Below are 25,816 nucleotides of genomic sequence, written 5' to 3' on the forward strand. Positions count from 1 at the left end.
CGGATTTCCGCCGATTTCCGTCCATAACTTCGAGTTCGGCTACTCCTCGGGCTCCGTCAAACCCTGGTGCTCGTCCCGCTCCGCCCACTCGAGTAACTCGTCGATGGCGAACACGGCGTCGTCGATGCCGGCGTGCAGGTCACCCAGATCGGCGAATCGGGCAGGCACTGTGAAGATCGTGAATTCTCGCGGATCGACGTCGGCAATCTCGTCCCAGGAGATCGGCGTCGACACCGTCGCCTGCTGATTTCCGCGAACCGAATACGCGCTGGCGATGGTGTGATCACGGGCATTCTGGTTGTAGTCCACGAACAGTTTCGCCGGATCGCGGTCTTTGCGCCACCACGTCGTGGTCACGTCCTCCGGTGCGCGACGCTCGACCTCCCGCGCGAAAGCCAGTGCCGCCCTTCGCAAGTCCTTGAATCCGTAGGCCGGGTCGATCCGAACGTAGATGTGCAGACCGTGCCCGCCGGAGGTCTTGGGCCAGCCGACGGCACCGAGATCGCTCAGTACCTCCTGAACGACCCCGGCCACGCGTCGTACCCGGTCGAAGGGGCAGTCGGGCATCGGATCGAGGTCGATACGCCACTCGTCGGGCATCTCCACGTCGGCGCGGCGACTGTTCCACGGATGAAATTCGACGGTGGACATCTGCACCGCCCATGCCACATGGGCCAATTCCGTCACGCACAACTCGTCCGCCGTGCGGTTGTAGCGGGGGAAGGTCACCTCGACGGTCTCGAGCCACGGCGGCGCTCCGTTGGGCACGCGCTTCTGGTGCACCTTGTCGCCTGCGAGGCCCTTGGGAAAACGATGCATCATGCACGGGCGCTCCCGCAGCGCACGCACGATGCCGTCGCCGACGCTCAGGTAGTAGTTCACCAGGTCCAACTTCGTGGCCCCGCTCTCGGGGAAATACACCCGATCGGGATTGGAGATGCGAACGATGCGGTCACCGACCGGTAACTCGATCGACGGAGAGCTACTGGCCATGAGGTCGAGGGTAAGCGATCAAGAACGCAGCGTGATGCCGTAACGGTCTCTTTTGCGGTAGATGGTCGCGCGGCTCATGCCCAGCTCCTCCGCCGCCTCGCTCATCGTGATGCCGGGGCGAGTGAGCACGCGGATCATCTCGTCGCGCTCGAACGTCTCGATGCGGGTGAGCCGATGGGTGGTGTGCGAGAGCACCTCCGGCGGTAAGTGTTCGACGCCGATGACATCGGCTCGAATCGCGGCGTGATGCATCACCGTCGCCACTTCCGCCACGTTGCCCGGCCAGGCATATTCACGCAATGCCCGCTGGGCCGCGCCGGTCAGCGTGACTGCCCGGCCGCGCACCCGGCCCGCCAGGTGCAGAGCGAGAGGTGCGATGTCGTCGGGTCGATGCCGAAGTGCAGGCAATTCGACGACCGTGCGCAGCAATCCGGCCAGTGCATGCGGCACGTCGTCGTAGTTCGATGCCGTCACGGTCACCGGCACGCCTGCTCCCGCTCGGCGCAGTAGCTCGGCCAACGTGTCCGCCGCGCGGGCGGGCAGCCTGTCGACGTCACGAATGACCACGGCCGTATCGGGTTTCGGCAATTCGGGAGTCCACAGGTCGAGCCAGGCTTCGGCGTCACGGGCAGCGGGTGCACCGGCACTGAGGATCCGGCCACGGGGCCGCGATGCCCGCAGCGCTCGGGCAAGGACGGTGGCTCGACCCGATCCTGCCTCGCCGACCATCAATACCGAACCATGATCGGCGAGAGCCGATCTCGCGGTGCCGAACGCGCTGCGCCACGCCGGCGAGAGGTCGTCGACGATGCCGGATCCCGCTCCGCTGTGCGCGGTCTCGACCCGGAACACCTCACCGCGCGGAGCCGGCCGAGGCTGCTGGCCCTGCGACCGTGCGAGCATCATGGCCGAGGTGTTCCCGGCCGCCGATTGAGCAAGGGCCAGAAGCAGATCCGACGACGACTGCGACCACGTCGTGAGATTGACGCACCCCTCGACCCGGCCGGTCAATGGATCGAGCACCGGAGCGGCCGCACACGTGTACCCGGCCAGCGACAGTGAGTAGTGTTCGTCGGCTCTGACCACCGCGGGCACCCGATCCGCGAGCGCCAGCGCGAGTCCGTTGGTCCCCGTCTGATCCTCGGCATACGAGAACCCGGGTGCCAGATGGACGCGATCGAGAGCGGCGAGCAACTCACGGTCGGCGCTCACCCGATCCAGCACGAGGCCGTCGGCATCGGTGAGCATCATCGACACCGGCTCGTTCGCCAAGGTGTCACGCAGACCGTCGAGCACTTCCCGGCCGCACCGGTAGAACAGGGATTCACCGTCGTAGGTTCCCGAGAACACAGGAGCAACCTCGTCCAGCGAAACGCCGTACCGCTGACTGCGGTGCCAGGATGCGAGAAGACGGTGCGAGACGGCAGCGAGGGGCTCCGAGTGGAGTCGGGCTCGCGCGAGGCCCTCCGATTCAGCCATGTGACTCACGTTACATTCACAGGTCGCAATACCGCCCTGTCGATCGTCTCGAATTGAGACAGCGAGAGGCCCTCGAGGCGGCCACACCGCCTTACCGTCGTGCACAGGCAAACGTGACCCACGTCACGAACCGCACTTCGGGAGGCTCACGCATGTACACGAAAAACGGCGAAAACTTCTTCATCGTCGACGCCCACGTCGCCCTGTGGGACGCGCGGCAGGAGAACCAACGCAACATCCACGGCAAGCAGTTCATCGACTGTTTCTACGACTATCACCGCAACCTCTCGCCCGAGAGCGAGCTGTGGACGTACGACGAGTACCTCTACCAGGGCGGCGAGCGGCTGATGCACGACCTGTTCGAGATCGGATACGTCGACCACGCGATCTTCCAGCCGGCGCACCTCGGGGAGTTCTACAAGACCGGGTTCGGGCAGACGGAGGAAGCGTCGGCACTTGCCGCCGCACACCCGGACAAACTGACCTACAACCATCACTTCGACCCCCGCAACGGTGAGCGTGGCCTCGACCAACTGCGTGCCGACGCGGAACGCTTCGGGCTGAAGGGCGTCAAGCTCTACACCGCCGAGTGGCACGGCGACTCCCGCGGCTACAAGCTCGACGACGACTGGACGCGCCGCTACCTCGAGGTGTGTCGCGAAGTCGGCATCAAGAACATCCACGTGCACAAGGGGCCGACCATCCGTCCGCTCGATCGTGATGCGTTCGACGTTGCGGACGTAGACCATGTGGCCACCGACTTCACCGATCTGAATTTCGTCGTCGAACACTGCGGACTGCCCCGGCTCGAGGATTTCTGCTGGATCGCCACCCAGGAGCCCAACGTGTACGCCGGCCTCGCTGTGGCCATTCCGTTCATGCACACGCGCCCGAAGTACTTCGGTCAGATCATGGGTGAGCTGCTGTACTGGCTCGGCGAGGACCGCATCTTCTTCTCTTCCGACTATGCGCTGTGGACACCCAAGTGGCTGGTCGAAGTATTCGTCGACTTCCAGATCCACGAGTCCCTCGACGAATACGCGCCCATCACGCTCGAGCAGAAGAAAAAGGTGCTCGGACTCAACGCCGCCAAGCTCTACGACATCCCGGTGCCGGCCGAGCTGCAGCTGCCCGACGCCGACGAAACCGAGACCGGTCCTCGTCAGCCCGAACGCGCCGACCTCGCGGCGGTGTGACATGACAACCGCTACGACTACCAGGAAGGACGAGGCGTACGCCGCCCTCGGTGTTGTCCTGGATCCCGAATTGGACGAGCCCATCACCGATCTCGGCTTCGTCCGATCCCTCGAGGTCGACGAGGGCACCGTGCACCTTCATCTGCGGTTGCCCACGTCGTTCTGCTCGCCGAACTTCGCGTACCTCATGTCGGGGGATGCGAAGGACGTGTTGACGGCATTGCCGTGGACCGAGCGTGTTCTCGTCGAACTGGACGATCACCACGACTCGGACAAGATCAACGCCGGCCTCGCCGCCGACGCAGGTTACCGAGGCACTTTCGGGCACGAGGCCGAGGAGGACCTCGAGGAATTACGAGCGACGTTCCGACGCAAGGCATATGTGGCGGCGATGGAACGGTCGCTCATGGCATGGTTGCGCGCCAATCCCGACTCGACCGAAAATGACTTGGCTGCAGTGGTTCTCGGAGATCTAGCGGACGATCGCACCTCGACCGCGCTGCTTCGCCGACGTGAGGCACTCGGGCTGAGGGTCGACCCGGCAGCTCCGGCTCTGGTCGACCACACCGGTCGTTCACACACCGGAGATCTGACGATGGTGATGCGGCGCGCCCGCGCCACCCGCGTCTCGATCGACGGCAACGCGCACTTCTGTCGTGGATTGCTGCAGACCCGCTACCCGGGGTCGGAGGAGCAGCAAGTACCTCGGATGGAAGGCGCGTTCATCCCCCTCGCCACCCTCACCGTCCAGCACAGCACTACACAGGAGCAGTCACGATGAGCACGATGCGCGCAGTCCAGGTGGTCGGGTACCACAAGAATCTGGAGATGACCGAGGTTCCGATTCCGGAAGTACAGGGCCCGCTCGACGTCATCGTCAAGATCGGCGGGGCCGGCGTGTGCCGCACCGATCTGCACATCCTCGAAGGACAATGGGCCGAAAAGTCCGGCGTCACACTGCCATACACGATCGGGCACGAGAATGCCGGGTGGGTCCATGCCGTCGGCTCGGCCGTCACCAACGTGCGCGAGGGCGACAAGGTGATCCTGCATCCACTGGTGACGTGCGGGCTGTGCCGCGCCTGCCGATCCGGAGACGATGTCCATTGCGAGACGAGCGATTTCCCCGGCATCGACACCAACGGCGGGTACGCGGATTATCTGCGGACCAACGCCAGGACAGTCGTGAAGATCGACGATTCACTCGAACCGTCCGCCGTAGCCGCACTGGCCGATGCCGGCCTGACGGCCTATCACGCGGCCGCGAAGGCGGCCAGGCGACTGACACCGCGAGACAAGTGCGTCGTCATCGGAGCAGGCGGTTTGGGCCACATCGGCATTCAGGTGCTCGAGGCACTGTCCCCGGCCGAGTTGATCGTCATCGACCGCAATGCCGATGCCGTGAAGCTGGCGCTCACCCTGGGCGCAGATCACGCGGTGGTCGCCGACGGCAGTCAGGTCGATCAGGTCATGGAACTCACCGGCGGCTTCGGAGCCGAGGTGGTACTCGACTTCGTCGGTGAGAACGGCTCCACCGCAGAAGGATTGGCGATGACCAGGCGGGCCGGTGACTATCACGTCATCGGGTACGGCGAGAACGTCGACGTGCCGACCATCGACCTGGTCTCGGCGGAGAAGAACATCGTCGGCAATCTCGTCGGGTCCTACAACGACCTGTGCGATCTGATGTCCCTCGCCGCCCGCGGTGCCGTCAACCTGCACACGCAGACTTACTCGTTGGACGACTTCCAGAGCGCCATCGACGACCTCGACAACGGACGGGTTCGCGGCCGCGCGATTCTCGTACCGTGAAAGCGGGTAGTACCCACCAGCATCACACCGACTAGGAGGAGCAACGTTGATCTTCATCACCGCCAAGTTCAAGGTCAAGCCCGAGCACGCCGACAACTGGCCCGAGATCTCGCGCGATTTCACCGAAGCGTGCCAAGCCGAAGAAGGATGCCTCTGGTACTTCTGGTCGCGCACCCTCGACGACCCCACCGAGTACGTCCTGGTGGAGGCGTTCAAGGATCCCGATGCCGGTGCGACGCACGTCAACTCGGATCACTTCAAGCAGGCACAGAAGGACCTCCCGCCGTACCTGCAGGAGACGCCGAAGATCATCAGCCAAGAGGTGGACGGCACCGACTGGAACGAACTGGGCGAGCTCGCGGTCGACTAGTCCCTTTCGCGGTCCCGGACCACCTGGCCCAGCGTCACGATGGCGTCGGCGAACTGCCCGGGCAACTCCTGAGGCGGGTTGTGGCCGCAATCGACCTGACGAACGTCGATCAGATCGGTGAAGTGCGCCGCGTGGTCCGGGCTGCCGTACAGCGAGGCAACGGTGTCCTCGGTCGGATCGATCACGACCGTGGGCACCGTGATCCTCGGCTGCCGCGACAGCAACCCCTGCGTTGCTGCATAGGCCGCATCCCCGGCCTCGATGCCGTATCGGTGCCGGTAGGAATGCACGGACACGTCCACGAAATCGGGGTTGTCGAACGAGGGTGCGGTGGCGGCGAATTCGGAGTCACCGAACCGCCAGGTAGGCGACCAATCCGTCCACAGTGTCTGGGCGATCTCTGCGCGGTAGGCCGCGAGCCCGGCCCGGCCCCGCTCGCAGTGCAGGTAGTACTGGTACCAGTACCGCTTCTCGAGGTGTGGCAGCACCGGCGTGGACACAGCGGCAGCGATGTCCTGGACCAGATATCCGGAGACGCTCACCAGGCCCGACACCAGCTCCGGCCACAGCGCGGCGACGACGCAGGCGGCTCGCCCACCCCAGTCGTAGCCCGCAACGATGGGCTCGTTCAGTCCCAGGGCGGCGATCAGCTCACGGAGGTCGTGGCCGATCGCGGCCTGCTCACCGGAGCGCATCGTGTCGGCGTCGACGAACCGGGTAGGTCCGAAGCCGCGTAGGTACGGCACCACCACGTCGTAACCGGATTCGGCCAACAGCCGTGCGACGTCGTCGTAGGACCTGGTGTCGTAAGGAAATCCATGCAGCAGCACCACCGAGCGGCCCGACGGATCACCGAAGCGGTCGAAGGCCACATCCAGCACCCCTGCACGAATCATCATGCGTCCATGCTCGCATTGTCGGGCAGAGGGTCAACTGCTCAGCACATCCTCCATGCCGGGAGCGAGGACATCGGACAGGTCGGTCCATGGGACGGTGATCGTGATGAGGCCGATGCCGTAGGAACCCACCTGATAGTCCCCGAAGTGAATGTTCATCCCTTCCGGCGATGCCGTCCAGTTCGCAAAGTTGGCCAGCGTCGGTTCGATTCCCGATCGCTCGAAACCCTCGCCCGCGCGGGTGGTCGGCAGGATTTTCGCTGCTTGATCCGACAGCCGTGCCAGGCCGGTGTCGAGGTCGGTGAAGGCATCGCCGAGGGAGATCGGCTGTGCGGTGTCGGCGTCGATCGTCACGGTCGAGATCAGCGAGTCACCATGGGCACCGGGCGGCACGGCGATCCAATCGGTGATCTGCTCGGCACTGATCACGCGTCGCCCGACGTAGGTAGCACCCGTCGAGTAGCCGTCACTGAGGGCGAAGTCCTGTCCGTTGTGGCCGTCGATCAAGTCCTGCAATGCCGCCCGCATCGACTCGTTGAATTCCGCCGTCACGGCGGGATTCCCACCACTGAGCTGCGGAATGGCGACGTCGTACGTGGCATGCTCCGTCGATCCGGTGATCCGAGTGCTGCCGACGACGTACGGCTCGGCGGCATTCGAGGTAGTGGCCGGCGTTGTACTCGTCGGCTCGGTTCACTCGGTCGTGACCGTGACATCAGTGGTCGTCGGTGCCGACGCCGGCGTGGCGGTTCCCGAGGTGGAGCAGCCCGCTAGGGCCGCGGTCACGGCCACTGCGGCGACCATCGAGCGAATACGAGTCATGACCGACCCTAACCACTGCGCGATGTCGCACTCAATAGGAAACAACTGCGGAGCACCGTCTCCGCAGCTAGCGTCAAACCGTCCGGTTCGTGTCGACCGGCCACGTTTCGGAGGGAGTTCGATGAGAACGACGAGCATCATCACCAATCTGCGGGTGCCGAACGTCGACGCGGCCAAATCGTTCTACTCCGAGTTCCTCGGTTTGCGTTCAGAGGAGTTCGACATGGGGTGGGTCGCGCGGCTCACGTCACCCGATCGCCCGGTCAGCGTTCAGTTGGTGACGAGCGACCAGAGCGCACCGGAGGATTCGGTGATGTCGGTGCACACAGACGATGTCGAGGGCGCGTACGCCGAAGCGCAGAAGCTCGGCTACGAGATCGTGCATCCACTGACAACCGAGCAGTGGGGCGTGCGCCGCTTCTTCGTTCGCGCTCCCGACGGCAACGTCATCAATATCGCGTATCACCGGGACTGACGAGTACGCACGAAAAAGCCCGACCCCCTCGAGAGGGAGTCGGGCGTCTTCAGCGAGGGGCTGGACTCAGAAGTCCATGCCGCCCATGCCACCGGTCGGATCGCCAGCGGGCGCTCCGGCCTTTTCGGGCTTGTCGGCGACGACGGCCTCGGTGGTGAGGAACAGAGCCGCGATGGACGCTGCGTTCTGCAGTGCCGAGCGGGTGACCTTGACCGGGTCGTTGATGCCTGCAGCGAGCAGGTCCTCGTACTCGTTGGTCGCGGCGTTGAGGCCGTGACCGGCGGGCAGGTTGGCAACCTTGTCCGCAACAACGCCGGGCTCGAGGCCTGCGTTGAATGCGATCTGCTTGAGCGGAGCGGACAGTGCGACGCGAACGATGTTCACGCCGGTTGCCTCGTCACCGTCGAGCTTGAGGTTGTCGAGTGCGGGCGCTGCCTGGAGCAGTGCCACGCCGCCACCGGCGACGATGCCTTCTTCGACGGCTGCCTTGGCGTTGCGCACTGCATCTTCGATGCGGTGCTTGCGCTCCTTGAGCTCGACCTCGGTTGCAGCTCCGGCCTTGATGACTGCAACGCCGCCGGCCAGCTTGGCCAGGCGCTCCTGCAGCTTCTCGCGGTCGTAGTCGGAATCGGAGTTCTCGATCTCGGCGCGGATCTGGTTGACGCGACCGGCGATGGCGTCGGAATCTCCCGAGCCCTCGACGATGGTGGTCTCGTCCTTGGTGATGACGACCTTGCGTGCCTGACCGAGCAGCTCGAGTCCGGCGGTCTCCAGGGAGAGGCCGACCTCTTCGCTGATGACCTCGCCACCGGTGAGGATGGCGATGTCGGCGAGCTGCGCCTTGCGACGGTCACCGAATCCGGGAGCCTTGACGGCGACGGACTTGAAGGTGCCACGGATCTTGTTCACCACGAGTGTGGAGAGAGCTTCGCCCTCGACGTCCTCGGCGATGATGACGAGCGGCTTGCCGGACTGGATGACCTTCTCCAGCAGGGGCAGCAGGTCCTTGACGGTGCTGATCTTGGAGCTGACGAGCAGGATGTACGCGTCTTCGAGGACGGCTTCCTGACGCTCTGCATCGGTGGCGAAGTACGCCGAGATGTAGCCCTTGTCGAAGCGCATGCCCTCGGTGAGCTCGAGCTGCAGGCCGAAGGTGTTGGACTCCTCGACCGTGATGACGCCTTCCTTGCCGACCTTGTCCATTGCCTCGGCGATGAGCTCGCCGATGGACGGGTCGCCTGCGGAGATGCCAGCGGTAGCAGCGATCTGCTCCTTGGTGTCGATCTCCTTGGCGGACGCGAGCAGAGCCTCGGTGACGGCTGCAACAGCCTTCTCGATGCCGCGCTTGAGGCCGAGCGGGTTCGCGCCGGCTGCGACGTTGCGCAGGCCTTCACGGACGAGTGCCTGGGCGAGAACGGTAGCGGTGGTGGTGCCGTCGCCTGCGACGTCGTCGGTCTTCTTGGCGACCTCCTTGACGAGCTCGGCACCGATCTTCTCGTAGGGATCTTCGAGCTCGATCTCCTTGGCGATGGAAACACCATCGTTGGTTATCGTGGGAGCTCCCCACTTCTTCTCGAGTACGACGTTGCGACCCTTGGGGCCCAACGTCACCTTTACTGCGTCGGCGAGGGCATTGAGGCCTCGCTCGAGGCCACGGCGTGCCTCTTCGTCGAACGCGATGATCTTGGCCATTGCGAAGTGATCCTCCGGATTGGGGGTGACACATTGCTGGCCGAGCTCGGTGCCCGCGACGGACGACCAGGGGTGTCGTTGATTCCCCGGCCTCACCGTGTCCCGACCTGGCACTCACGTGTCGAGAGTGCCAACTGCATTTCTAGCACTCGACCATGGCGAGTGCAAGGTCGTCCGCCTCGAGCGAACCACCACCGCCCCTGTGCCCGACGCCACCGCGCGATGCAGGTCTCGAGCAGATGCTCAGCCGAGCTGCCATTCGTCACACACTGTTCACACCAGTACGCGTTGTTAACATCCGAATACTGTGCATCGAACCCTCGGCGCTAATACCGTTGAGCGACAACAGCTTCGACGCCACAAAATTCGGACAAAACCCTACAAATCCGACAGTAAGGATCGAAACATGTCCGATACGGTCGACACCTCGTACGACAACTCGGCGATGGACCACGAGGAAGAGGGCTACCACAAGGGCCTCAAACCTCGGCAGTTGCAGATGATCGCGATCGGTGGCGCAATCGGCACCGGCCTGTTCCTCGGCGCGGGCGGACGCCTGGCCAGCGCCGGGCCCGGCCTCTTCCTCGCCTACGCACTCTGTGGAATCTTCGTCTTCTTCATTCTGCGTGCCCTCGGCGAGCTGGTGCTGCACCGTCCGTCGTCGGGCAGTTTCGTCTCCTACGCACGTGAGTTCTTCGGCGAGAAAGCCGCTTTCGTCGCCGGGTGGATGTACTTCCTGAACTGGGCGATGACGGCCATCGTCGACGTCACCGCCATCGCGACGTACATGCACTATTGGGGTAGTTTCGAGGTGATCCCACAGTGGGTCATCGCATTGATCGCGCTGGTCATCGTCATGAGCTTGAATCTCGTGTCGGTCAAGTGGTTCGGTGAGATGGAGTTCTGGGCGGCCATCATCAAGGTCATCGCCTTGGTGACCTTCCTGATCGTGGGCGTCGTGTTCCTCGCAGGCCGGATCCCCGTCGGTACCCAGATGCCGGGCATCAGTCTCATCACCGACAACGGCGGGTTGTTCCCGTCGGGCGCGTGGCCGCTCGTCATCGTCATCTCCGGCGTCGTGTTCGCTTACGCCGCAGTCGAATTGGTGGGCACTGCCGCGGGTGAGACCGAGAACCCGGAGAAGATCATGCCGCGAGCGATCAACTCGGTCATCGCACGTATCGCACTGTTCTACGTCGGCTCGCTCGTACTGCTCGCACTGCTGATGCCGTACACCGCATACCAGTCCGGTACGTCACCGTTCGTGACGTTCTTCTCGAGCATCGGCCTCGGCGGCGCGGGCACCATCATGAACATCGTGGTGCTCACGGCGGCACTGTCTTCCCTGAACGCCGGCCTGTACTCGACCGGCCGCATCCTGCGGTCGATGGCGATGAACGGCAGCGCGCCGGAGTTCACCAAGAAGATGACCAAGGGCGGAGTGCCGTTCGGCGGCATTCTGCTCACCTGCTTCATCACCTTGTTCGGTGTCGCCCTCAACGCGATCGCCCCCGGCGAAGCGTTCGAGATCGTGCTCAACATGTCTGCGCTGGGCATCATCGCCAGCTGGGCAACCATCGTCCTGTGCCAGATCCAGCTGTACCGCTGGTCCAAGAAGGGCATCGTGGAGCGGCCCAAGTTCCGCCTCTTCGGCGCGCCGTACACCAGCTACGCGACGCTGGTGTTCCTGTTCGGCGTGCTGGTACTGATGGCCTTCGACGCGCCTATCGGGTCGTGGACCATCGCCACCCTGGTGGTCATCATTCCCGCGCTGATCGGTGGCTGGTACCTGGTACGCACCAAGGTGCTCACCGTCGCCGAGGAACGCTTGGGCTACACCGGTCAGTACCCGGTGGTGGCGAATCGTCCGACCGAACCGGAGGAGTGACCCGTACACACCCCGAGGAACAGGGCCCCGCATCGAGTCGATGCGGGGCCCTGTCTTTTACTGGGTCGAATCACGCGGCCGCAAGGTTGATCTGCTGTACCACTGCACGCGGATCGTCGACGGACAGGATGAGCCGCTGATACTTCTCGTCCTGCAGTTCGATCACGATCGTGTCCCTGCTCCCAGTCACGTTGTAGAACGTCTTGACGCCGTCACGATGAAAAGTGCCGGCGGTCTTGCCAGGCAAGCCCAGCCCGGGTGCCCGGATTCCCTTGGGCTCGTTGGCAGCTCCCGGATCGTGGGTCGCGCCGCGAACGTGCGTCAACGGTATCCGGAGTCGACGGGTGAACGACCACAGCTTGTCCAGCCCTCTCGGTTCGACGATCAGAACGGCATCGACGACGGTCACAGAGTTCATTCATCTTCTCCTTCGATGGCGGCAGACAACGTGACGCGGGCGCGCCCGAGTAAGCGTTCGCCGAGCACACGGGCGGCGTCCTCGGCGGCGATGCCGCGCAGGCCCCTCGCACATACATCACGCACGTGGTCGTCCGATGGTGCGAGTTCGAGCAGAGCCACGAGCAGCAGATCCAGATCCCGTTCGGTTCGGGTCAGCGCGGCGAGGAACACCCCCCGCTTGCTGCCGAAAGCCTGGTAGAGACTGCCGCGATGCAATCCGGTAACCCTCAGCAGGTCGTCGAGCGAGGTTGCCTCGTAGCCGTTGGCCCGAAACTGCTGGGCAGCCGAAGCCACGGCCTCGGTCTCGTCGAAACTTCTGGTTCGTCCCACACGTCGAGCTTGTCAGATAGATGACCGATCAGTCAAGAATGATCGGTCAAGAAAACCTGAGCCATCGCGATCGAGTGAACGGTGAGCGTCGCACGGGCGGTTCCGGAATCCCTGCGGCAATGGCGGCAGCGACGGCGTCGGCCAGGTCCACGCAGGTCTCGAAACGATCCGCCGGGTCCTTGGCCAATGCGCGTGCGACCACCGCGTCGAGTCCCCGCGGTAGTGATCTCCGACGCCGCGTCACCGCGGGCGGCTCGGCCGACAGATGGGCTGCGGTGATCGCGAGTGGCGTGGCCAAGGGGTACGGCGTTCGCCCGGTGAGTAATTCGACCAGAGTCGCCCCCAGTGCGTAGACGTCGGTCTGCGCGCTCAGCACTTCCCCGCGGAGCAGTTCCGGTGCCGCGTAGTGGATGGACGCGAGCACCGTTCCGCCGACGACCAACGGCGTCGAGTCGTCGACCAGACGCGCAATTCCCCAGTCGGACAACAACACCTGCTCGTAGCCGTCCACCCGCTCGGTGGAGATGAGGATGTTCGACGGCTTGACGTCCCGGTGCAGGACGCCGTTCGAGTGGGCGTAGTCGAGCCCCTTGGCCACCTCGGCGACGATGCGCGCCACCCGGGAGACGTCGAGTGCGATCTGACCGCGAGCGACCAGCCGCGCCGCGCTGTATCCGTCGACGTAGTGCATCGACATCCACAGCTGGTGCTCGAACTCACCGTGTTCGTGCACCGACACGATGTTCGGATGCACCAAGAGCGCCGCAACGGTGGCCTCGGTCCGAAACTTGGTGCGTAGTCGCGGTGACCGCGATGCGTCACGATCGAGAACCTTCAGCGCTTCGAGCCGATCGTGTCCGCGACCGAGGACCAGGTACACCTCACTCATGCCGCCGACCCCCAGGCGACGCTGCACTCGAAAGCCCGCAAACTCGGTGCCCGGCTGCAACCGACCGGGAGTCACGGAATCGCCTGTGCAACAGCACTACTCGCGGCACATCGACTCCCACGAAGGACGACCGGGCGAGACCGCAACATCGACAGAACTGTAGTCCGTTCGGGTGTTCGCGGCGACTCGGCAGACTGTCGACGCGGGCTTGTCTCCCCTGCTCACCGGCTCCGTCACGTTTCGCCGCCCACGCCGACGTCGTTTATGGTGATTACCGGTACTTGACCAAAACAAGGGAAAAAGAACGGCAAACCGATAGTGGTCAGCCGATCACCTCGACTCGAGTTGTAAGGAAGTCAAGTAAGTGAAAGCAGTAAAAGAAGCGTGGGGCGGCCTGCTCAAGCCGGTCTTCGTCCCCGCATCTATCGTCATTTTTGTCATGATCGCCTTCTCGGTGATCTACGCCGGCACTGCCGCCGACGCATTCGACAATCTCAACAACGCCATCACCAGCGGAGTCGGCTGGTGGTACATCCTGGCCACCACCGGCTTCGTGCTGTTCGCGCTGTACTGCGGTCTGAGCAAAGTCGGCAACATCCGCCTCGGACGTGACGACGAGAAGCCCGAATTCGGTGTCCTGTCCTGGTTCGCGATGCTGTTCAGCGCCGGAATGGGCATCGGCCTGGTGTTCTACGGCGTCGCCGAGCCTCTTTCGCACTACGTCACACCGCCCGAAGCCGGCGGCGTTCCCGGCAGCACCGACCCGGCCGCCCGTCAGGCGATGGAGCTGACCCTGTTCCACTGGGGCCTGCACGCCTGGGCCATCTACGTGGTGGTCGGCCTCGGGCTGGCTTACATGACGTACCGCAAGGGACGCCCGCTGTCCGTGCGTTGGCTGCTCGAGCCGCTTCTGGGGCGCAAACGCATCGAGGGAGGCATCGGCCATGCGATCGACGCCGTCGCGATCATCGGCACGTTGTTCGGCGTTGCCACCTCGCTCGGATTCGGTGTGCAACAGATCTCGGCCGGCCTCGAGTACCTGGGTTGGGTCGATACCAACAACTGGGTGACGGTCATCATCATCGCCGGAGTCACCGGTCTCGCGACGTTCTCCGTCGTGTCCGGCGTCTCACGAGGGCTCAAATGGCTCTCCAACATCAACATGGGAATGGCCGCGGCTCTGGCAGTCTTCGTTCTGATTGCCGGACCGAGCCTGTTTCTCATGCAGTCGTGGGTGCAGAACCTCGGCGGCTACATTCAAGCGTTGCCCGAGTTGATGCTGCGCACATCACCGTTCTCCGACGACGGCTGGACCGGCGACTGGACCATCTTCTACTGGGGCTGGTGGATGAGCTGGGCGCCATTCGTCGGCATGTTCATCGCCCGCATCTCACGCGGCCGCACCATCCGTGAGTTCGTGTTCGGAGTACTGCTGGCACCGACGATCATCGGATCGCTGTGGTTCACGATCTTCGGTGATGCCGGCATCCTGCGTCAGCGCGAGAACGGCGACCTGTTGGTCGACGGTGCCGTCGACACCAACACGAGTCTGTTTCAGCTGCTCGACACGTTGCCGTTGGCCACGATCAGCAGCGTGCTGGCGATCTTCGTCATCGTGTTCTTCTTCGTGACGTCCTCCGACTCCGGCTCGCTCGTCATCGACATCCTCTCCACCGGCGGCGATCTGGAGCCCCCGAAGATCACCCGCGTGTACTGGTCGATTCTCGAAGGCGTGGCAGCGACGGTTCTGCTCCTCATCGGCGGAACCGGATCGTTGACGGCCTTGCAAACGATGTCGATAGCCACGGCAGTGCCGTTCTCGATCATCCTGGTGCTCGCGTGCGTGTCGATGCTCAAGGCCTTCCGCTACGACGTCGCTACCACCCCGCGGTACGTGCGCGTGACCACTACGCCGGAGGTCACGGACAGCGAACAGAACCCAGCTCGGTCGACTCCGCGCAAGAAGGCGTCGGCAGGCATCTCGAGCACGTTCTCCGGCCTGACAGCGTCACGGGAGGGACTCACTTCGCCCGCTCGCACCGGGACCGTCGTGCTCGCGGTGCACGAGGTGTCCACCGAACAGCTCGAGGTTCATCCCGAGACCGGAGCCGTCGAATACTCGAGTGACAACGCTCCCGTCGATCCGCTGGGCGGCGAGGTGTTCGACACTCAGGAGTTCGCCGACTCGGCCGAGGGACAAAAAGACAGCAACCACCCCGGCTGATCGATCGATCCATCTCTGGCCCTCGCGACAGGCGTTGCGGGGGTCAGAGGTTTTTCGAAGCCCAGTCGGTGAGCGCCTCGAGCGACGGCAACAGTGCCTCCCCCGAGGTCGTCAGGCTGTACTCCACCGAGATGGGGGGTCCGTCCGTGACGGCGCGCGCCACCAGTCCCGCTTTGCCGAGTTCTCCGAGTCGCTCCGACAGCACCGAGTCACTGATGCCGCCGACAGCGCGGCGCAAGTCCGAGAATCCCATCGGCCCGTTCATCAGCGTCGCAAGAAGAATTCCGTTCCATCGCTTGCCGAGAAAGCCGAAGGCTTTGGTCAACGCTCCGTCACAGGCACGGGAGTCATGTGGCTGTTCGTTCGTGACCATGACTCCACCCTACCGAGGTGCTACAGTCCGCCTTGCTACTTCTGATTTACTAGTGGCCCCAGAAATGAAAGCAGGGATCATGTTCATCGCAACCCTCGTCGTCTCGGTACTGCTCGCCGTGGCGCTCACGTTCTCGGCAATCGGCAAACTGACGAAAAATCCCTCCGTCATCCCGATGCTCGAGCAGGTGGGCGTCCCCGCCGACAAGATTCCGTGGTTGGCCTACGCGGAGATACTCGGTGCCATCGGCCTCCTTGTCGGCCTGTTGGTCTGGCCCATCGGCGTGGCAGCTGCTGTCGGCGTCATCCTCTACTTCGTCGGTGCGGTTGCCGCGCACCTTCGCGCCAAAGACAAGGACTTCGCCCCAGCCGCCGGACTCGCCGTGTTCGCCGTCGTGGCGCTGGTTCTACGGGTGCTCAGCGCCTGACCAGTCGTAGTCCATCTGGCCCGCGGTGGCGAGGGCGTGATCCGCGCCCGCCCACCGCGCGACCAGATGCAGTGCGAGATCGAGGCCGGCACTGATACCGGCCGATGTCGCCAGATCGCCATGATCGATGTACCGAACGCCCTCGTGCACCACGAGCGCAGGCCACCTTGTCCGCAGCAATTCCAGATCTTCCCAGTGCGTCGTCACCGGACGCGCGTCGAGCAGTCCCGCCGCCGCGAGCACGAACGCACCGGTGCACACCGACGCGACCACTTCTGCGGTGGGTCGAGTTCGCTGCAGCCACTCCAGAACTCGGCCGTCCGCTTCGACCGCGTCGACGACGCCGGGAACCAAGACGAGGTCGTAGGTCCGCGGATCGTCGATCGTGGTGTCGACGCCGATCCTCATGCCACCTCGCGCACGCACGGGCGAGGCGTCGATGCCGACCAGTACGACCTCGAAAGGCGCTGCGCTACCGGCACGTTCGGCTACCCGATTGGCCACCGAGAACACCTCGAACGGACCGCAGGCGTCGAGCACCTCGACGTCGTCGAACAACAGAATCGCTATGCTTCTCATGTCGCCTCAGCTACTCGTGGTCGAGACGATGACGGGCACCATGACAGCAGCCATCACCGCAGTGTTGACGTCGGAAACTGCCTTGCGCACTGCCTCCCCTGCCCACTCACCCTCGGCAATCTCCTTGGCCCGCTTCTTCAACAGCTTCTTGTCCGCATCTGTGATGACCTTGTGAGTGAGATCCACCGCCGAGACGAGCGAGATCAGGGCCGCGGAATGCGGCTCGGGAGTCGTGCCGTCGACGAGCGCGCTTCGTAGCGCATCCCGCAGCACCTTCTCCCGCGAGGTATCGCGCGCGGGCCACGTCGTCGTCGGGAACAACCCCAACACTTTGTCCTGTTTCTCGGTGACAAAACCCTGCGCCACCAGACGCGCGGCCAGTTCCTTGGCCAGGTTCTTCTGCGACTTCTCGATCACCTTCTGCGGCTTCATCGGCCGTGATGTCGTTGCCACGAGATCGAACACACGGCGCAACAGTGCATCTTCGGGTGGCTCCCCCGCCACGACCACGTGATCCTTCTCGAGCTGCTCATCGGGGCCGGTGATGCGCAGCGATCCATCCATTGCGAGCTGGACGACCAACGCGCCGGCCAGCACCCGCGGCAACTTGGTGCTGTCTGCCGACGGTTTGCCCGACTCGTCGTCGAGCAACAACAGCAGCAGATCCTCCGCAATCAACGTCATGGAGCGAGATTACCCACAACGCGCGCCCGATTTGCGGTGTTCACCTTCTCGCTATCCAGTGTTTCACCGGTGCCGAACGAGTCAGTTGATCAAGCTCTGCCAGTTCGACGGCACCCGTTCACGCGGCCCTGGAACCGTCTGGTCGAGTGGATGATGCTGCGGTGGAGCAAGTTCGGGGCCGTCGTACATCTGCTCGTCGGCGTAGTTGTAGAACCATTCCTCGCCGGGCTCGTAGCTCCGCACGAACTGATGTCGAGTGGATTCGGCGTGCTTGCTGGCGTGCTGCGACGGCGAGGAATCGCAGCACCCGATATGACCGCACTGCGCACACCGACGCAGGTGCACCCACCAGCCCTGCGTCTGCGTGCACTCGACACAGCCGGGTCCCGACGGCGGAACCTGCGGGTCGATGCCTTCGATGGTCATGATGCCTCCTCGACAGCGGGTTGGACTGGCAGTCTCACGATGAAGCGCGTGTTCCCAGGTTCGGACACCACCTGCAGGTCCCCCTGGTGCTTCTTCACCACGATGCGCCACGAGATGTCGAGGCCGAGACCCGTACCCTCGCCGACGGCCTTGGTGGTGAAGAACGGCTCGAAGATGCGTGACCGAATCTCCTGCGGCACACCGGGTCCGGTGTCGCAGATCTCGATCTGCACCTGGTCCTCGTCCAACGACGTGCGCACCGTCAGTGTGCCCCTGGATCCCATCGCCTGCACGGCATTGTCGATCAGATTCGTCCACACCTGATTGAGTTCGGCGGCGTAGGCAGGGATGGTCGGAACCGCCGGATCGTATTCCTTGACCACCGTGATGTCGTCACCGATCTTGCGGCCCAACATGATCAGTGTGCTGTCGAGCAACTCCCGCACATCCACGGTCTGGTACGGCGCGCGGTCCATCTGCGAATACTGCTTGGCGGCACCGACCAGCGTGGATATTCGCGTGGTCGAATCCGCGATCTCGTTCATCAACAGCTCGGTTTCGACGGTGTAGTTGAGCCACCTGATCGCACCCTCGAGCATGGCCGGATCGTCGACGGTCGCCGATACCCGATCGAGCCACGGCACATCGAGCCCCGCCGAGACGAACGTCGGGGCCAGATCCCAGCCGTCTCGAATATCCTTGTCGTCGAACCATTCTCCGAGCTCGTCCTCGCGGTCCGACGCCTCCATGGCCGTCAACTTGGGTGCCTTGGCCACCAACTCGACGGCCTCGTTCTGCAGTTCGACCAGACGCGCCAGGCTCGCACGGTCGAGCGTGCCGCCGGCGATCATCGCCAACTTCTGCCGCATGTGCGCCACCCGATTGCGCAACGCGGACGTCGCCCGCACGGCGGCCGCGGCCGGATTGTTGAGCTCGTGCGTCAACCCTGCCGACAGAGAACCCAACGCCAGCAAGCGCTCTCGCTGTTCCACCACTTGCTTGGTGTTCTGATTTCCGAAGAACAATCCTTCGAGCAGATGCAGGGCCATCGGAAACCACTCGCGCACGATGGATGCGAAGCAGTCTGCGTCGAGCACAAAGAAGCGCGAGGGCTCACTCACCCGCATCGAACCCTGGTAAGTCTGCGGCACCCGATCACCCAGATATGCCTGCCACGCACCGGCATATACCCCGCGTTGCGACGTTCGGTTGATCACCAGATCCTTGCCGCCCGAGAGCTTCGAGAGCACCACAGCACCGTCCATCAAGACATAGAAACACGTCGCCGGGTCGCCCTCGGCGTACACCGGTCCGGGTTCGATCGTCTCGATGCGCCCGTCCCGACACAGCTCCGCCAGCTGAGAGTCGGTGAGATGCTCGAACAGGAACAGCGTCCGCAACTCCTCCGGATCACACGCGAGCGTGCTCTGCGTATTCGGGTCGCTCCGCAGGCTCCGCTCCTGCCCGCTCACGGGTTCGCCAGATATCTGTGCACCAACATCACGGCCATTGCTCCCTCTCCCACTGCCGACGCGACACGTTTGGCCGAGTCGGATCGAACGTCCCCGGCCGCGAACACCCCGGGCACACTCGTCTCGAGGTGATGCGGAAGTCGGGTGGGCGTCCACCCGGCGGGTCCGCGTCCGTCGGTGACGAGATCCGGTCCGGTGACCACAAATCCATGATCGTCCCGAACGAGCACTCCGTCGAGCCACTCGGTACGCGGGGCCGCCCCGATGAACAGGAACAGGTACTGCGCGTCGACCGTCGAGGTCTCGTCGGTGGCCCGGTTGCGCAGCGTGATCGACTCGAGGTGACCGTCGCCTGCCACGCCCACGACCTCGGTACACGGCCGAACGCTGATCTTCGGATTCTCTTCGATCTGCTTGATCAGGTAGTACGACATCGACGCTTCGAGCGAGGTGGCACGGATCAAAATGGTGACCGACCTGGCCCCGCGCGAGAGGTACACCGCTGCCTGCCCGGCCGAGTTCGCGCCGCCCACGATGTAGACGTCCTGCTCGGCGCAGCGTGCGGCCTCGGTCATCGCCGATCCGTAGAACACACCCCGGCCGGTGAAGTCGTCGATTCCGGGTGCGTCCAGACGTCGATAGGCGACGCCGGTGGACAGGATGATCGTCTGCGCACTGATGCTGCGGCCGTCGGCGAACCGCACGGTGCGCGCGGATCCGTTGACGTCGAGTCCCACCACGTCCTGCGTGGTGACGACCTCGGCACCGAACTTCAGTGCCTGCCGCCGGGCTCGCTCGGCCAGCTGCGCACCCGAGACCCCGTCGGGAAATCCCAGGTAATTCTCGATGCGAGAGCTCTGACCGGCCTGACCGCCCGTCGCGGTCCGCTCGATCAGTGTCGTTCGCAGACCCTCCGACGCGCCGTACAGAGCCGCTCCCAGTCCTGCCGGACCACCGCCGATCACGACGAGATCGTAGAACTCCTCCGAGGGCGAGACGGTCAGACCGAGCCGGTTACCGAGTTCGGCGTCGGACGGTTCGATCAACGCATCACCCTCGGTGGTGATGACCACCGGGAGCCGATCGTCTGCCACACCTGCCGCGGCCAGCAGTCGCGCGCCCTCGGACTCGTCGGACATGTACCAGCGGTAGGGCAGTTGATTTCGGGCGAGGAACTCGCGAATCTCCGACGACCGCGCGGACCAGCGATGGCCGACGATCTTGGTGTCCTCGACGGCTCGGTGGTCGTACGCGCACCAGGCTTCGAGTTGAGCGTCGAGCACGGGGTAGAGCTTTTCCTCGGGCGGATCCCACGGCTTGAGCAAGTAGTAATCGAGATCGATGACGTTGATGGCGTCGATCGCCGCGTCCGTATCCGCGTACGCGGTGAGCAGAATGCGGCGGGCCGTCGGGAAAAGGTCCATCGCCTGTTCGAGAAATTCCATGCCGCTCATCTGGGGCATTCGGTAGTCGGCCAACAGAATGGCGACCGGGGTGCCGCGCAGCGTGAGTTCTTTGAGTGCGTCCAGTGCCCCGGCACCGGATTCGGCGCGCACGATGCGGTACTGCTCGCCGTAGCGGCGGCGCAGGTCGCGGGCGACCGACCTCGATACTCCGGGATCGTCGTCGACACTGAGAATGACCGGTTTCATGACCCTCCAGGACTGATGCTCACCAACCTCATGAGCATGCCACCGGCTCGCCTCGAATGGGAGGCAAGCGGGCCTGGAAACAGCGGGGTCAGATTCGGCCGCGTCTGATCAGATCGAGTTCGTGAGGGGTGAGGAGTCGTTCGAGCTTCTCGGCCGGCCAGGTGCGCGGGCTCCCGCTCATCCTGGCGGTCTTCAACAGGGGTAGATCACTGCTGGTACGACGCATTATCGACTGTAATTTCACGGTGGATCACTCCGAACAATTTCTTCGTTGGTCCCGACACTCCGCTTGCTACATCGGTCAGTGTCCGCTCGGTGTTAACGCTGCGGTGGGATCTCGTGCGGCGTTTCGTGGTTAAACACGGTTTCTCGGGCCCCTCCTCGGGGTAAACACTCCTTCAAATCAACTGATCGGGGAACGTTCGTGAGCACGTCGGGAAAGTCTGTAGCCAACACCGTTCAAGACAACGGTGCATTCGAGAAAGCGGCGCGCGCCGGCCACTTCGTCAGCGGAATACTGCACATCCTCATCGGATACATCGCGATCCGGCTGGCATTCGGTCAGGCGGGTAACGCCGACCAGTCCGGTGCGCTCGCCGAACTGGCCGACAAGCCCGGCGGAAAGATCGCCCTCTGGGTGGCCGTGGTCGCCTTTGTCGCATTGGCCCTGTGGCGAATCGTCGAAGCGATCGTCGGCAAGAAATCCGACGCCGACGAGGGAAGTGCGCTCGATCGCCTCAAGGCAGCGGCACTGGCCGTCGTCTACATCGCGTTCGCGTTCTCCACCTACGGTTTCGCGACCGGCTCCGGAAAGTCCAGTGGCCAGCAGAACGCCGGCTACTCGGCCCGGTTGATGGAATCCGGCGGCGGCAAGCTGGTGCTGATCGTCGTGGCTCTGGTCGTCATCGGCGTGGGCGGCTACCACGTCTACAAGGGCGTCTCGAAGAACTTCCTCGACGATCTCGAAGGCCACCAGGGCGGAGCCGTCGTCAAGCTCGGCATCGCCGGATACGCAGCCAAAGGCACGGCGCTGGTGGGGGCGGGCATCCTCGTCGTCGTGGCGGTACTGCAGTCCGATCCATCCAAGGCAACCGGAATCGACGGTGCCGTCAAAACCCTGGGTGCCCAGCCGTACGGGCAGGTTCTGCTGGTCCTCGCCGGAGTGGGAATTGCGCTCTACGGGCTGTATGCATTCGTGTTGGCTCGCTTCGCTCGCATGTGAGTGGGAGTGGAGCTCGCTTCGCTCGCAGGTGAGCGGTAACTCGTAGCAGGGTACGAAGTTCCGCTCACCTAGGTGGTCATCTGTGTCCGCTGACACATAGGATGCGCACGATTGTGTGTGACAGTCAGTTGCACTTACCACGACCAATTGGAGGCCCACGTTGAGCAGGACTCTCGAAGCCACGATCGATATCGCCGCGAGCCCCGAGACGGTCTGGTCGATCGTCTCCGACCTCCAGCGCATGGGCGAATGGAGCCCGCAGTGCAAGAAGATGAAGGTCCTCGGCGGACCGGTCGGCAAGGGCACCAAGACGCTCAACGTCAACCGCAAGGGCCTGCTCGTCTGGCCGACGACGTCCAAGGTCGTCACTTTCGAGCCCAATCGCGAACTCGCGTTTCGCGTCGTCGAGAACAAGACGATCTGGTCCTACACCCTGACCCCCACCGCCACCGGAACCACCGTCGTCGAGAAGCGGGAGGCACCCAGCGGCACGTCGACGGTGTCGTCGTTGCTGGTCAAGCGCATCCTCGGCGGCATCGACCAGTTCGACGTCGAACTGGTCGAGGGTATGAACAGCACCCTGCGCCGCATCAAGGTCGAGAGCGAGAAGCTGGGAAAGAAATAATTCTTCTCAGGAAGGTTTCAGGTTTGTTTCCCTCGGGCATCCGGCGTTTCGACAAGCAAACGACACGAACGGAAAGTGGGGGCAACATATGTTGGGTCTCGGAATCATCGGCTGGATCATCATCGGCGGACTCGCAGGTTGGATCGGCAGCAAGATCATGAAGACCGATGCTCAGATGGGCATCATCCTGAACATCGTCGTCGGCATCATCGGCGGCCTCATCGGCGGATACCTGCTCAAGGTCTTCGGCGTCGACGTCGAAGGTGGCGGACTGATCTTCAGCTTCATCACCTGCATCCTGGGCGCATGCATCTTGCTGTTCCTGGTCAAGCTCGTGACAGGTCGCAGCCGCGTCTGATCGACTCGCAGCTCCCGACTGCCGGGGCACCTCACGTACGCTGTGAGGGCCTCGGCAGTCGTGCGTCTGCGCCTCGACCGCTTCCAGCACCACGACATGCCAACACCTGTCCGACGAAAAGTTAGAGGAGACCGTGGCACGCCGTCCCGCCCCGATTGGTCAACCGCCCCGCACCGGAGTGGCTCACATCGTCGACTTGGTCCGTGAAACGGTTCCACCGCTACACCCCGCAGGGCTTCCGTTCGTCGGTGGTCCGCTCGCAGTTGCAGTGCTCGGCCGCCGCTCGAAGTGGGTTCGCAATGCCGGACTCGTCGCCGCCGGAGCCTGCGCCACCTTCTTTCGCCACCCATCTCGGGTGCCGCCGAACCGCCCCGGCGTCGTCGTCGCTCCCGCCGACGGCCTGGTCACGCTCGTCGATACTGCGGTTCCGCCGGCCGAGCTCGATCTCGGCTCCGAGCCGGTCCCGCGCGTGAGCATCTTCCTCTCGGTCCTGGACGTGCACGTACAGCGTGTTCCCGTCGGCGGCCGAGTGATGGAGGTCGTTCATCGCCGCGGCCAGTTCAAATCCGCCGATCTCGCCGAAGCCAGCGAAGTCAACGAACGCAACAGCATGCACATCAGGACCGACTCCGGCCAGGACGTCGCCGTCGTGCAGATCGCCGGCCTCATCGCGCGACGCATCATCAACAACGCCAAGGTGGGCGATACCCTCTCGATCGGCGACACGTACGGCCTGATCCGATTCGGCTCACGCGTCGACACCTACTTCCCCGCGGGCACGACGCTGCTGGTCGAGCGCGGCCAACGCGCGGTCGGTGCCGAGACGGTCCTCGCCGAGCTGTCGCAGTAGACGCCGACATGATCACCAGACGCGCCAAGCCGCCTGCTGCCATCCGTCTGCTCCCGTCCGTCGTCACGATTCTCGCGCTGTGCTCCGGCCTGTCCGCGGTCAAGTTCGCCCTCGACGGTCAGCTCGGCACTGCACTCGCCATGATCGGTGCCGCCGCCATTCTCGACGCGTTGGACGGGCGAATCGCGCGTCTGCTCGACGCCACCAGCAAGATCGGTGCCGAACTGGACTCGCTGTCCGACGCCATCTCGTTCGGCGTCGCCCCGGCGCTGGTCCTGTACGTCACGTTGCTCGAGGGCAGCAGCGGCGGCTGGATCGTCGCACTGGTCTACGCGGTGAGCATCGTGCTCCGGCTCGCCCGCTTCAACACCTTGCTCGACGAGGACGACACCCCCGCGTACGCCCGCGAATACTTCACCGGCGTTCCCGCACCCGCCGGGGCACTCATCGCGCTGGCCCCGATCGCCGCATTCGAGGAATTCGGTGACGGCTGGTGGGCGTCGTTCTACGTCGTCGCCGGATGGTCGATCGTCACCGCGGCTCTCATCGTCAGCCGCATCCCCACCCTCGCGCTCAAGACGGTGTCGGTCCCGCCTCGGCTGGCGGCCATCCTGCTGGTTCTGGTGGCTCTGCTCGCCGCCGCGCTCATCACCTTCCCGCTGGTTCTCCTGATGGGATTGGTGCTGGCCTACCTGGTCCACATCCCGTTCGCGGTGCGATCACAGCGCTGGACTGCCGCGCGCCCGTACACGTGGGACGCCAAGCCGGCCGAGCGCCGAGCCGAGCGACGGGCCATCCGACGCGCCCCGGGCAACAACCGCCGGTCGCAGGCACGCCTGGGACTGCGTCGACCGCGTAGCTGACAACCGCATTAGGTTGGACGTGTGACCGCATCCCGAACCCCCGAGCTCGTTCTCACTGCACGCCTCAACACCTCGGCGGCCGACGCCAGACGCGGTGTCGTTCGACTGCATCCGGAAGTGCTCGCCGCCCTTGGCCTGCGGGAGTGGGATGCGTTGTCGCTCATCGGTTCTCGTCGCACTGCGGCCGTCGTCGCTGCGGCTCCCGAGGGTTCGCCCCAGGGCACGGCACTGCTGGACGACGTCACTCTCTCCAATGCCGGCTTGCGTGAAAATGCCACTGTCGCAGTCGCGCCCGTCACCGTCTACGGTGCCAAGACCGTCACGGTGACCGGCTCCGCGCTCGCCACCGGCTCCATCTCCGACGCCACCCTGCGACAAGCGTTACTCGGCAAGGTGTTGACGGTGGGCGACACGGTATCGCTGCTCCCCCGCGATCTGGGCCCCGGCACGTCGACGAGTTCGGCGACGCAAGCGCTGTCGAGGACGTTCGGGGTTGCCTGGACCACCGAACTGTTGACGGTCTCGGCCGTCGACCCGTCGGGTGGGCCTGTGAGTGTTCAGCCCAACTCGGCGGTGAGTTGGGGAACAAGCACCGTGGCCGCTTCCGGCACAACACAATCCGCGTCGGTACGCATCCCGAGGGCTACTCCCCCAGGAGTGAGCGCTGCTGACCTGGTGGGCGTGAGCGCACAGTCGGCCAAGCTCACCGAGTGGCTGCGGTTGGCCTTGGACGAATCGGAACTGCTGGCCACCCTCGGCG

At 64.2% G+C, this 25,816-nt stretch carries 28 protein-coding genes and 1 pseudogene; 14 read left to right on the plus strand and 15 right to left on the minus strand.

The window, feature by feature from the left end; all coding sequences use genetic code 11:
- Positions 1-39: 39 nt before the first annotated feature.
- Together ligD and ACQR3T_RS27925 are read right to left on the minus strand one after the other, a co-directional pair.
- Positions 40-993: a non-homologous end-joining DNA ligase gene (gene ligD / locus ACQR3T_RS27920; protein WP_428695725.1), complete on the minus strand. Its 954-nt coding sequence runs from the start codon at positions 991-993 to the stop codon at positions 40-42.
- An 18-nt stretch (positions 994-1,011) separates the two neighbouring features.
- Positions 1,012-2,472: a helix-turn-helix domain-containing protein gene (locus ACQR3T_RS27925; RefSeq protein WP_032380285.1), complete on the minus strand. Its 1,461-nt coding sequence runs from the start codon at positions 2,470-2,472 to the stop codon at positions 1,012-1,014.
- A gap of 152 nt (positions 2,473-2,624) precedes the next feature.
- Here ACQR3T_RS27925 and ACQR3T_RS27930 point away from each other — a divergent pair, with 152 nt between their 5' ends.
- Genes ACQR3T_RS27930 through ACQR3T_RS27945 form a run of 4 tightly spaced genes read left to right on the plus strand, consistent with a single transcriptional unit; the run spans position 2,625 to position 5,850 of the window.
- Positions 2,625-3,668: an amidohydrolase family protein gene (locus ACQR3T_RS27930; protein WP_428695726.1), complete on the plus strand. Its 1,044-nt coding sequence runs from the start codon at positions 2,625-2,627 to the stop codon at positions 3,666-3,668.
- Position 3,669: 1 nt separating this feature from the next.
- Complete coding sequence (locus tag ACQR3T_RS27935) at positions 3,670-4,449, plus strand: iron-sulfur cluster assembly protein (protein WP_428695727.1); 780 nt, start codon at positions 3,670-3,672, stop codon at positions 4,447-4,449.
- Between the two features lie 5 nt (positions 4,450-4,454).
- Positions 4,455-5,480, plus strand: a complete 1,026-nt coding sequence (locus tag ACQR3T_RS27940; RefSeq protein ID WP_428695739.1) for an NAD(P)-dependent alcohol dehydrogenase — start codon at positions 4,455-4,457, stop codon at positions 5,478-5,480.
- 46 nt (positions 5,481-5,526) lie between these two features.
- A complete protein-coding gene (locus ACQR3T_RS27945; protein ID WP_027498443.1) occupies positions 5,527-5,850 on the plus strand; it encodes a putative quinol monooxygenase in 324 nt (107 codons plus the stop codon).
- Here ACQR3T_RS27945 and ACQR3T_RS27950 read toward each other — a convergent pair.
- From ACQR3T_RS27950 to ACQR3T_RS27960, 3 genes are all read right to left on the minus strand, one after another.
- A complete protein-coding gene (locus tag ACQR3T_RS27950; RefSeq protein WP_428695728.1) occupies positions 5,847-6,749 on the minus strand; it encodes an alpha/beta fold hydrolase in 903 nt (300 codons plus the stop codon). The genes ACQR3T_RS27945 and ACQR3T_RS27950 overlap by 4 nt on opposite strands.
- Positions 6,750-6,779: 30 nt before the next feature.
- Positions 6,780-7,298, minus strand: coding sequence for an RsiV family protein (locus ACQR3T_RS27955; protein ID WP_428695729.1), 519 nt, complete (start codon positions 7,296-7,298; stop codon positions 6,780-6,782).
- Between the two features lie 141 nt (positions 7,299-7,439).
- The gene (locus ACQR3T_RS27960; RefSeq protein ID WP_428695730.1) at positions 7,440-7,568 is read right to left on the minus strand and encodes a hypothetical protein; all 129 of its coding nucleotides are present in this window, start codon (positions 7,566-7,568) and stop codon (positions 7,440-7,442) included.
- 121 nt (positions 7,569-7,689) lie between these two features.
- On the opposite strand from ACQR3T_RS27960, the gene ACQR3T_RS27965 reads away from it, so the two are divergent.
- Complete coding sequence (locus ACQR3T_RS27965; protein WP_428695731.1) at positions 7,690-8,043, plus strand: VOC family protein; 354 nt, start codon at positions 7,690-7,692, stop codon at positions 8,041-8,043.
- Positions 8,044-8,109: 66 nt separating this feature from the next.
- Here ACQR3T_RS27965 and groL read toward each other — a convergent pair whose 3' ends face one another.
- Positions 8,110-9,735 carry a chaperonin GroEL gene (gene groL / locus ACQR3T_RS27970; RefSeq protein ID WP_032380280.1) on the minus strand — a complete coding sequence of 542 codons (1,626 nt, stop codon included), beginning with the start codon at positions 9,733-9,735 and terminating at the stop codon, positions 8,110-8,112.
- A gap of 406 nt (positions 9,736-10,141) precedes the next feature.
- On the opposite strand from groL, the gene ACQR3T_RS27975 reads away from it, so the two are divergent.
- Positions 10,142-11,623, plus strand: a complete 1,482-nt coding sequence (locus ACQR3T_RS27975; RefSeq protein ID WP_032380279.1) for an amino acid permease — start codon at positions 10,142-10,144, stop codon at positions 11,621-11,623.
- Between the two features lie 70 nt (positions 11,624-11,693).
- Here the strand turns inward: ACQR3T_RS27975 and ACQR3T_RS27980 are convergent, their stop codons facing one another.
- The 3 genes from ACQR3T_RS27980 to ACQR3T_RS27990 are packed head-to-tail and all read right to left on the minus strand — an operon-like array spanning position 11,694 to position 13,376.
- The gene (locus ACQR3T_RS27980) at positions 11,694-12,041 is read right to left on the minus strand and encodes a PH domain-containing protein (RefSeq protein WP_428695732.1); all 348 of its coding nucleotides are present in this window, start codon (positions 12,039-12,041) and stop codon (positions 11,694-11,696) included.
- A complete protein-coding gene (locus ACQR3T_RS27985; protein WP_428695733.1) occupies positions 12,038-12,412 on the minus strand; it encodes a TetR/AcrR family transcriptional regulator in 375 nt (124 codons plus the stop codon). The genes ACQR3T_RS27980 and ACQR3T_RS27985 overlap by 4 nt, the downstream gene beginning before the upstream one ends.
- Positions 12,413-12,458: 46 nt before the next feature.
- A complete protein-coding gene (locus ACQR3T_RS27990) occupies positions 12,459-13,376 on the minus strand; it encodes a serine/threonine-protein kinase (protein WP_032380278.1) in 918 nt (305 codons plus the stop codon).
- 289 nt (positions 13,377-13,665) lie between these two features.
- Here ACQR3T_RS27990 and ACQR3T_RS27995 point away from each other — a divergent pair, with 289 nt between their 5' ends.
- Positions 13,666-15,525 carry a BCCT family transporter gene (locus ACQR3T_RS27995; protein WP_428695734.1) on the plus strand — a complete coding sequence of 620 codons (1,860 nt, stop codon included), beginning with the start codon at positions 13,666-13,668 and terminating at the stop codon, positions 15,523-15,525.
- 43 nt (positions 15,526-15,568) lie between these two features.
- Here the strand turns inward: ACQR3T_RS27995 and ACQR3T_RS28000 are convergent, their stop codons facing one another.
- Positions 15,569-15,898: a winged helix-turn-helix transcriptional regulator gene (locus tag ACQR3T_RS28000; protein WP_032380276.1), complete on the minus strand. Its 330-nt coding sequence runs from the start codon at positions 15,896-15,898 to the stop codon at positions 15,569-15,571.
- 79 nt (positions 15,899-15,977) lie between these two features.
- Here ACQR3T_RS28000 and ACQR3T_RS28005 point away from each other — a divergent pair, with 79 nt between their 5' ends.
- Positions 15,978-16,325: a DoxX family protein gene (locus ACQR3T_RS28005; RefSeq protein WP_032402070.1), complete on the plus strand. Its 348-nt coding sequence runs from the start codon at positions 15,978-15,980 to the stop codon at positions 16,323-16,325.
- Here the strand turns inward: ACQR3T_RS28005 and ACQR3T_RS28010 are convergent.
- From ACQR3T_RS28010 to ACQR3T_RS28030, 5 genes are all read right to left on the minus strand, one after another.
- The gene (locus tag ACQR3T_RS28010) at positions 16,305-16,904 is read right to left on the minus strand and encodes a DJ-1/PfpI family protein (protein ID WP_428695735.1); all 600 of its coding nucleotides are present in this window, start codon (positions 16,902-16,904) and stop codon (positions 16,305-16,307) included. The two genes, ACQR3T_RS28005 and ACQR3T_RS28010, sit on opposite strands and share 21 nt — an antisense overlap.
- Before the next feature lie 6 nt (positions 16,905-16,910).
- Entirely contained in the window at positions 16,911-17,588 is a 678-nt protein-coding gene (locus tag ACQR3T_RS28015; protein WP_428695736.1) for a GOLPH3/VPS74 family protein, read from the minus strand.
- An 81-nt stretch (positions 17,589-17,669) separates the two neighbouring features.
- Positions 17,670-18,014 (minus strand): UBP-type zinc finger domain-containing protein, encoded by a 345-nt coding sequence (locus tag ACQR3T_RS28020; RefSeq protein WP_032380273.1) that lies wholly within the window; start codon positions 18,012-18,014, stop codon positions 17,670-17,672.
- Positions 18,011-19,486, minus strand: a complete 1,476-nt coding sequence (locus tag ACQR3T_RS28025; RefSeq protein WP_428695737.1) for an ATP-binding protein — start codon at positions 19,484-19,486, stop codon at positions 18,011-18,013. Before ACQR3T_RS28025 ends, ACQR3T_RS28020 begins: the two co-directional genes overlap by 4 nt.
- On the minus strand, positions 19,483-21,138 hold the full coding sequence (locus ACQR3T_RS28030; protein WP_032380272.1) for an FAD-dependent oxidoreductase: 1,656 nt from the start codon (positions 21,136-21,138) through the stop codon (positions 19,483-19,485). Before ACQR3T_RS28030 ends, ACQR3T_RS28025 begins: the two co-directional genes overlap by 4 nt.
- Before the next feature lie 424 nt (positions 21,139-21,562).
- On the opposite strand from ACQR3T_RS28030, the gene ACQR3T_RS28035 reads away from it, so the two are divergent.
- From ACQR3T_RS28035 to ACQR3T_RS28060, 6 genes and pseudogenes are all read left to right on the plus strand, one after another.
- On the plus strand, positions 21,563-22,360 hold the full coding sequence (locus ACQR3T_RS28035) for a DUF1206 domain-containing protein (protein ID WP_428695738.1): 798 nt from the start codon (positions 21,563-21,565) through the stop codon (positions 22,358-22,360).
- A 160-nt stretch (positions 22,361-22,520) separates the two neighbouring features.
- Entirely contained in the window at positions 22,521-22,985 is a 465-nt protein-coding gene (locus ACQR3T_RS28040) for an SRPBCC family protein (protein ID WP_032380270.1), read from the plus strand.
- 88 nt (positions 22,986-23,073) lie between these two features.
- Entirely contained in the window at positions 23,074-23,343 is a 270-nt protein-coding gene (locus ACQR3T_RS28045) for a GlsB/YeaQ/YmgE family stress response membrane protein (protein ID WP_027498459.1), read from the plus strand.
- 133 nt (positions 23,344-23,476) lie between these two features.
- Positions 23,477-24,193 (plus strand): phosphatidylserine decarboxylase, encoded by a 717-nt coding sequence (locus tag ACQR3T_RS28050; protein WP_032401775.1) that lies wholly within the window; start codon positions 23,477-23,479, stop codon positions 24,191-24,193.
- 8 nt (positions 24,194-24,201) lie between these two features.
- Positions 24,202-25,056: a CDP-diacylglycerol--serine O-phosphatidyltransferase gene (pssA, locus tag ACQR3T_RS28055; protein WP_032380268.1), complete on the plus strand. Its 855-nt coding sequence runs from the start codon at positions 24,202-24,204 to the stop codon at positions 25,054-25,056.
- A 21-nt stretch (positions 25,057-25,077) separates the two neighbouring features.
- Positions 25,078-25,816: pseudogene (locus tag ACQR3T_RS28060) on the plus strand (AAA family ATPase); the annotation flags it as partial.

The organism is Rhodococcus sp. IEGM1428, assembly GCF_050321865.1.
Lineage (GTDB): Bacteria > Actinomycetota > Actinomycetes > Mycobacteriales > Mycobacteriaceae > Rhodococcoides.

What these genes read in the sequence shown, in the direction of transcription:
- ligD (WP_428695725.1), bottom strand. Translation starts at nt 993, where the DNA reads ATGGCCAGTAGCTCTCCGTCGATCGAGTTACCGGTCGGTGACCGCATC.
- ACQR3T_RS27925 (WP_032380285.1), bottom strand. Translation starts at nt 2,472, where the DNA reads ATGGCTGAATCGGAGGGCCTCGCGCGAGCCCGACTCCACTCGGAGCCC.
- ACQR3T_RS27930 (WP_428695726.1), top strand. Translation starts at nt 2,625, where the DNA reads ATGTACACGAAAAACGGCGAAAACTTCTTCATCGTCGACGCCCACGTC.
- ACQR3T_RS27935 (WP_428695727.1), top strand. Translation starts at nt 3,670, where the DNA reads ATGACAACCGCTACGACTACCAGGAAGGACGAGGCGTACGCCGCCCTC.
- ACQR3T_RS27940 (WP_428695739.1), top strand. Translation starts at nt 4,455, where the DNA reads ATGCGCGCAGTCCAGGTGGTCGGGTACCACAAGAATCTGGAGATGACC.
- ACQR3T_RS27950 (WP_428695728.1), bottom strand. Translation starts at nt 6,749, where the DNA reads ATGATGATTCGTGCAGGGGTGCTGGATGTGGCCTTCGACCGCTTCGGT.
- ACQR3T_RS27960 (WP_428695730.1), bottom strand. Translation starts at nt 7,568, where the DNA reads ATGACTCGTATTCGCTCGATGGTCGCCGCAGTGGCCGTGACCGCGGCC.
- ACQR3T_RS27965 (WP_428695731.1), top strand. Translation starts at nt 7,690, where the DNA reads ATGAGAACGACGAGCATCATCACCAATCTGCGGGTGCCGAACGTCGAC.
- groL (WP_032380280.1), bottom strand. Translation starts at nt 9,735, where the DNA reads ATGGCCAAGATCATCGCGTTCGACGAAGAGGCACGCCGTGGCCTCGAG.
- ACQR3T_RS27975 (WP_032380279.1), top strand. Translation starts at nt 10,142, where the DNA reads ATGTCCGATACGGTCGACACCTCGTACGACAACTCGGCGATGGACCAC.
- ACQR3T_RS27980 (WP_428695732.1), bottom strand. Translation starts at nt 12,041, where the DNA reads ATGAACTCTGTGACCGTCGTCGATGCCGTTCTGATCGTCGAACCGAGA.
- ACQR3T_RS28000 (WP_032380276.1), bottom strand. Translation starts at nt 15,898, where the DNA reads ATGGTCACGAACGAACAGCCACATGACTCCCGTGCCTGTGACGGAGCG.
- ACQR3T_RS28005 (WP_032402070.1), top strand. Translation starts at nt 15,978, where the DNA reads ATGTTCATCGCAACCCTCGTCGTCTCGGTACTGCTCGCCGTGGCGCTC.
- ACQR3T_RS28010 (WP_428695735.1), bottom strand. Translation starts at nt 16,904, where the DNA reads ATGAGAAGCATAGCGATTCTGTTGTTCGACGACGTCGAGGTGCTCGAC.
- ACQR3T_RS28015 (WP_428695736.1), bottom strand. Translation starts at nt 17,588, where the DNA reads ATGACGTTGATTGCGGAGGATCTGCTGCTGTTGTTGCTCGACGACGAG.
- ACQR3T_RS28020 (WP_032380273.1), bottom strand. Translation starts at nt 18,014, where the DNA reads ATGACCATCGAAGGCATCGACCCGCAGGTTCCGCCGTCGGGACCCGGC.
- ACQR3T_RS28030 (WP_032380272.1), bottom strand. Translation starts at nt 21,138, where the DNA reads ATGAAACCGGTCATTCTCAGTGTCGACGACGATCCCGGAGTATCGAGG.
- ACQR3T_RS28045 (WP_027498459.1), top strand. Translation starts at nt 23,074, where the DNA reads ATGTTGGGTCTCGGAATCATCGGCTGGATCATCATCGGCGGACTCGCA.
- pssA (WP_032380268.1), top strand. Translation starts at nt 24,202, where the DNA reads ATGATCACCAGACGCGCCAAGCCGCCTGCTGCCATCCGTCTGCTCCCG.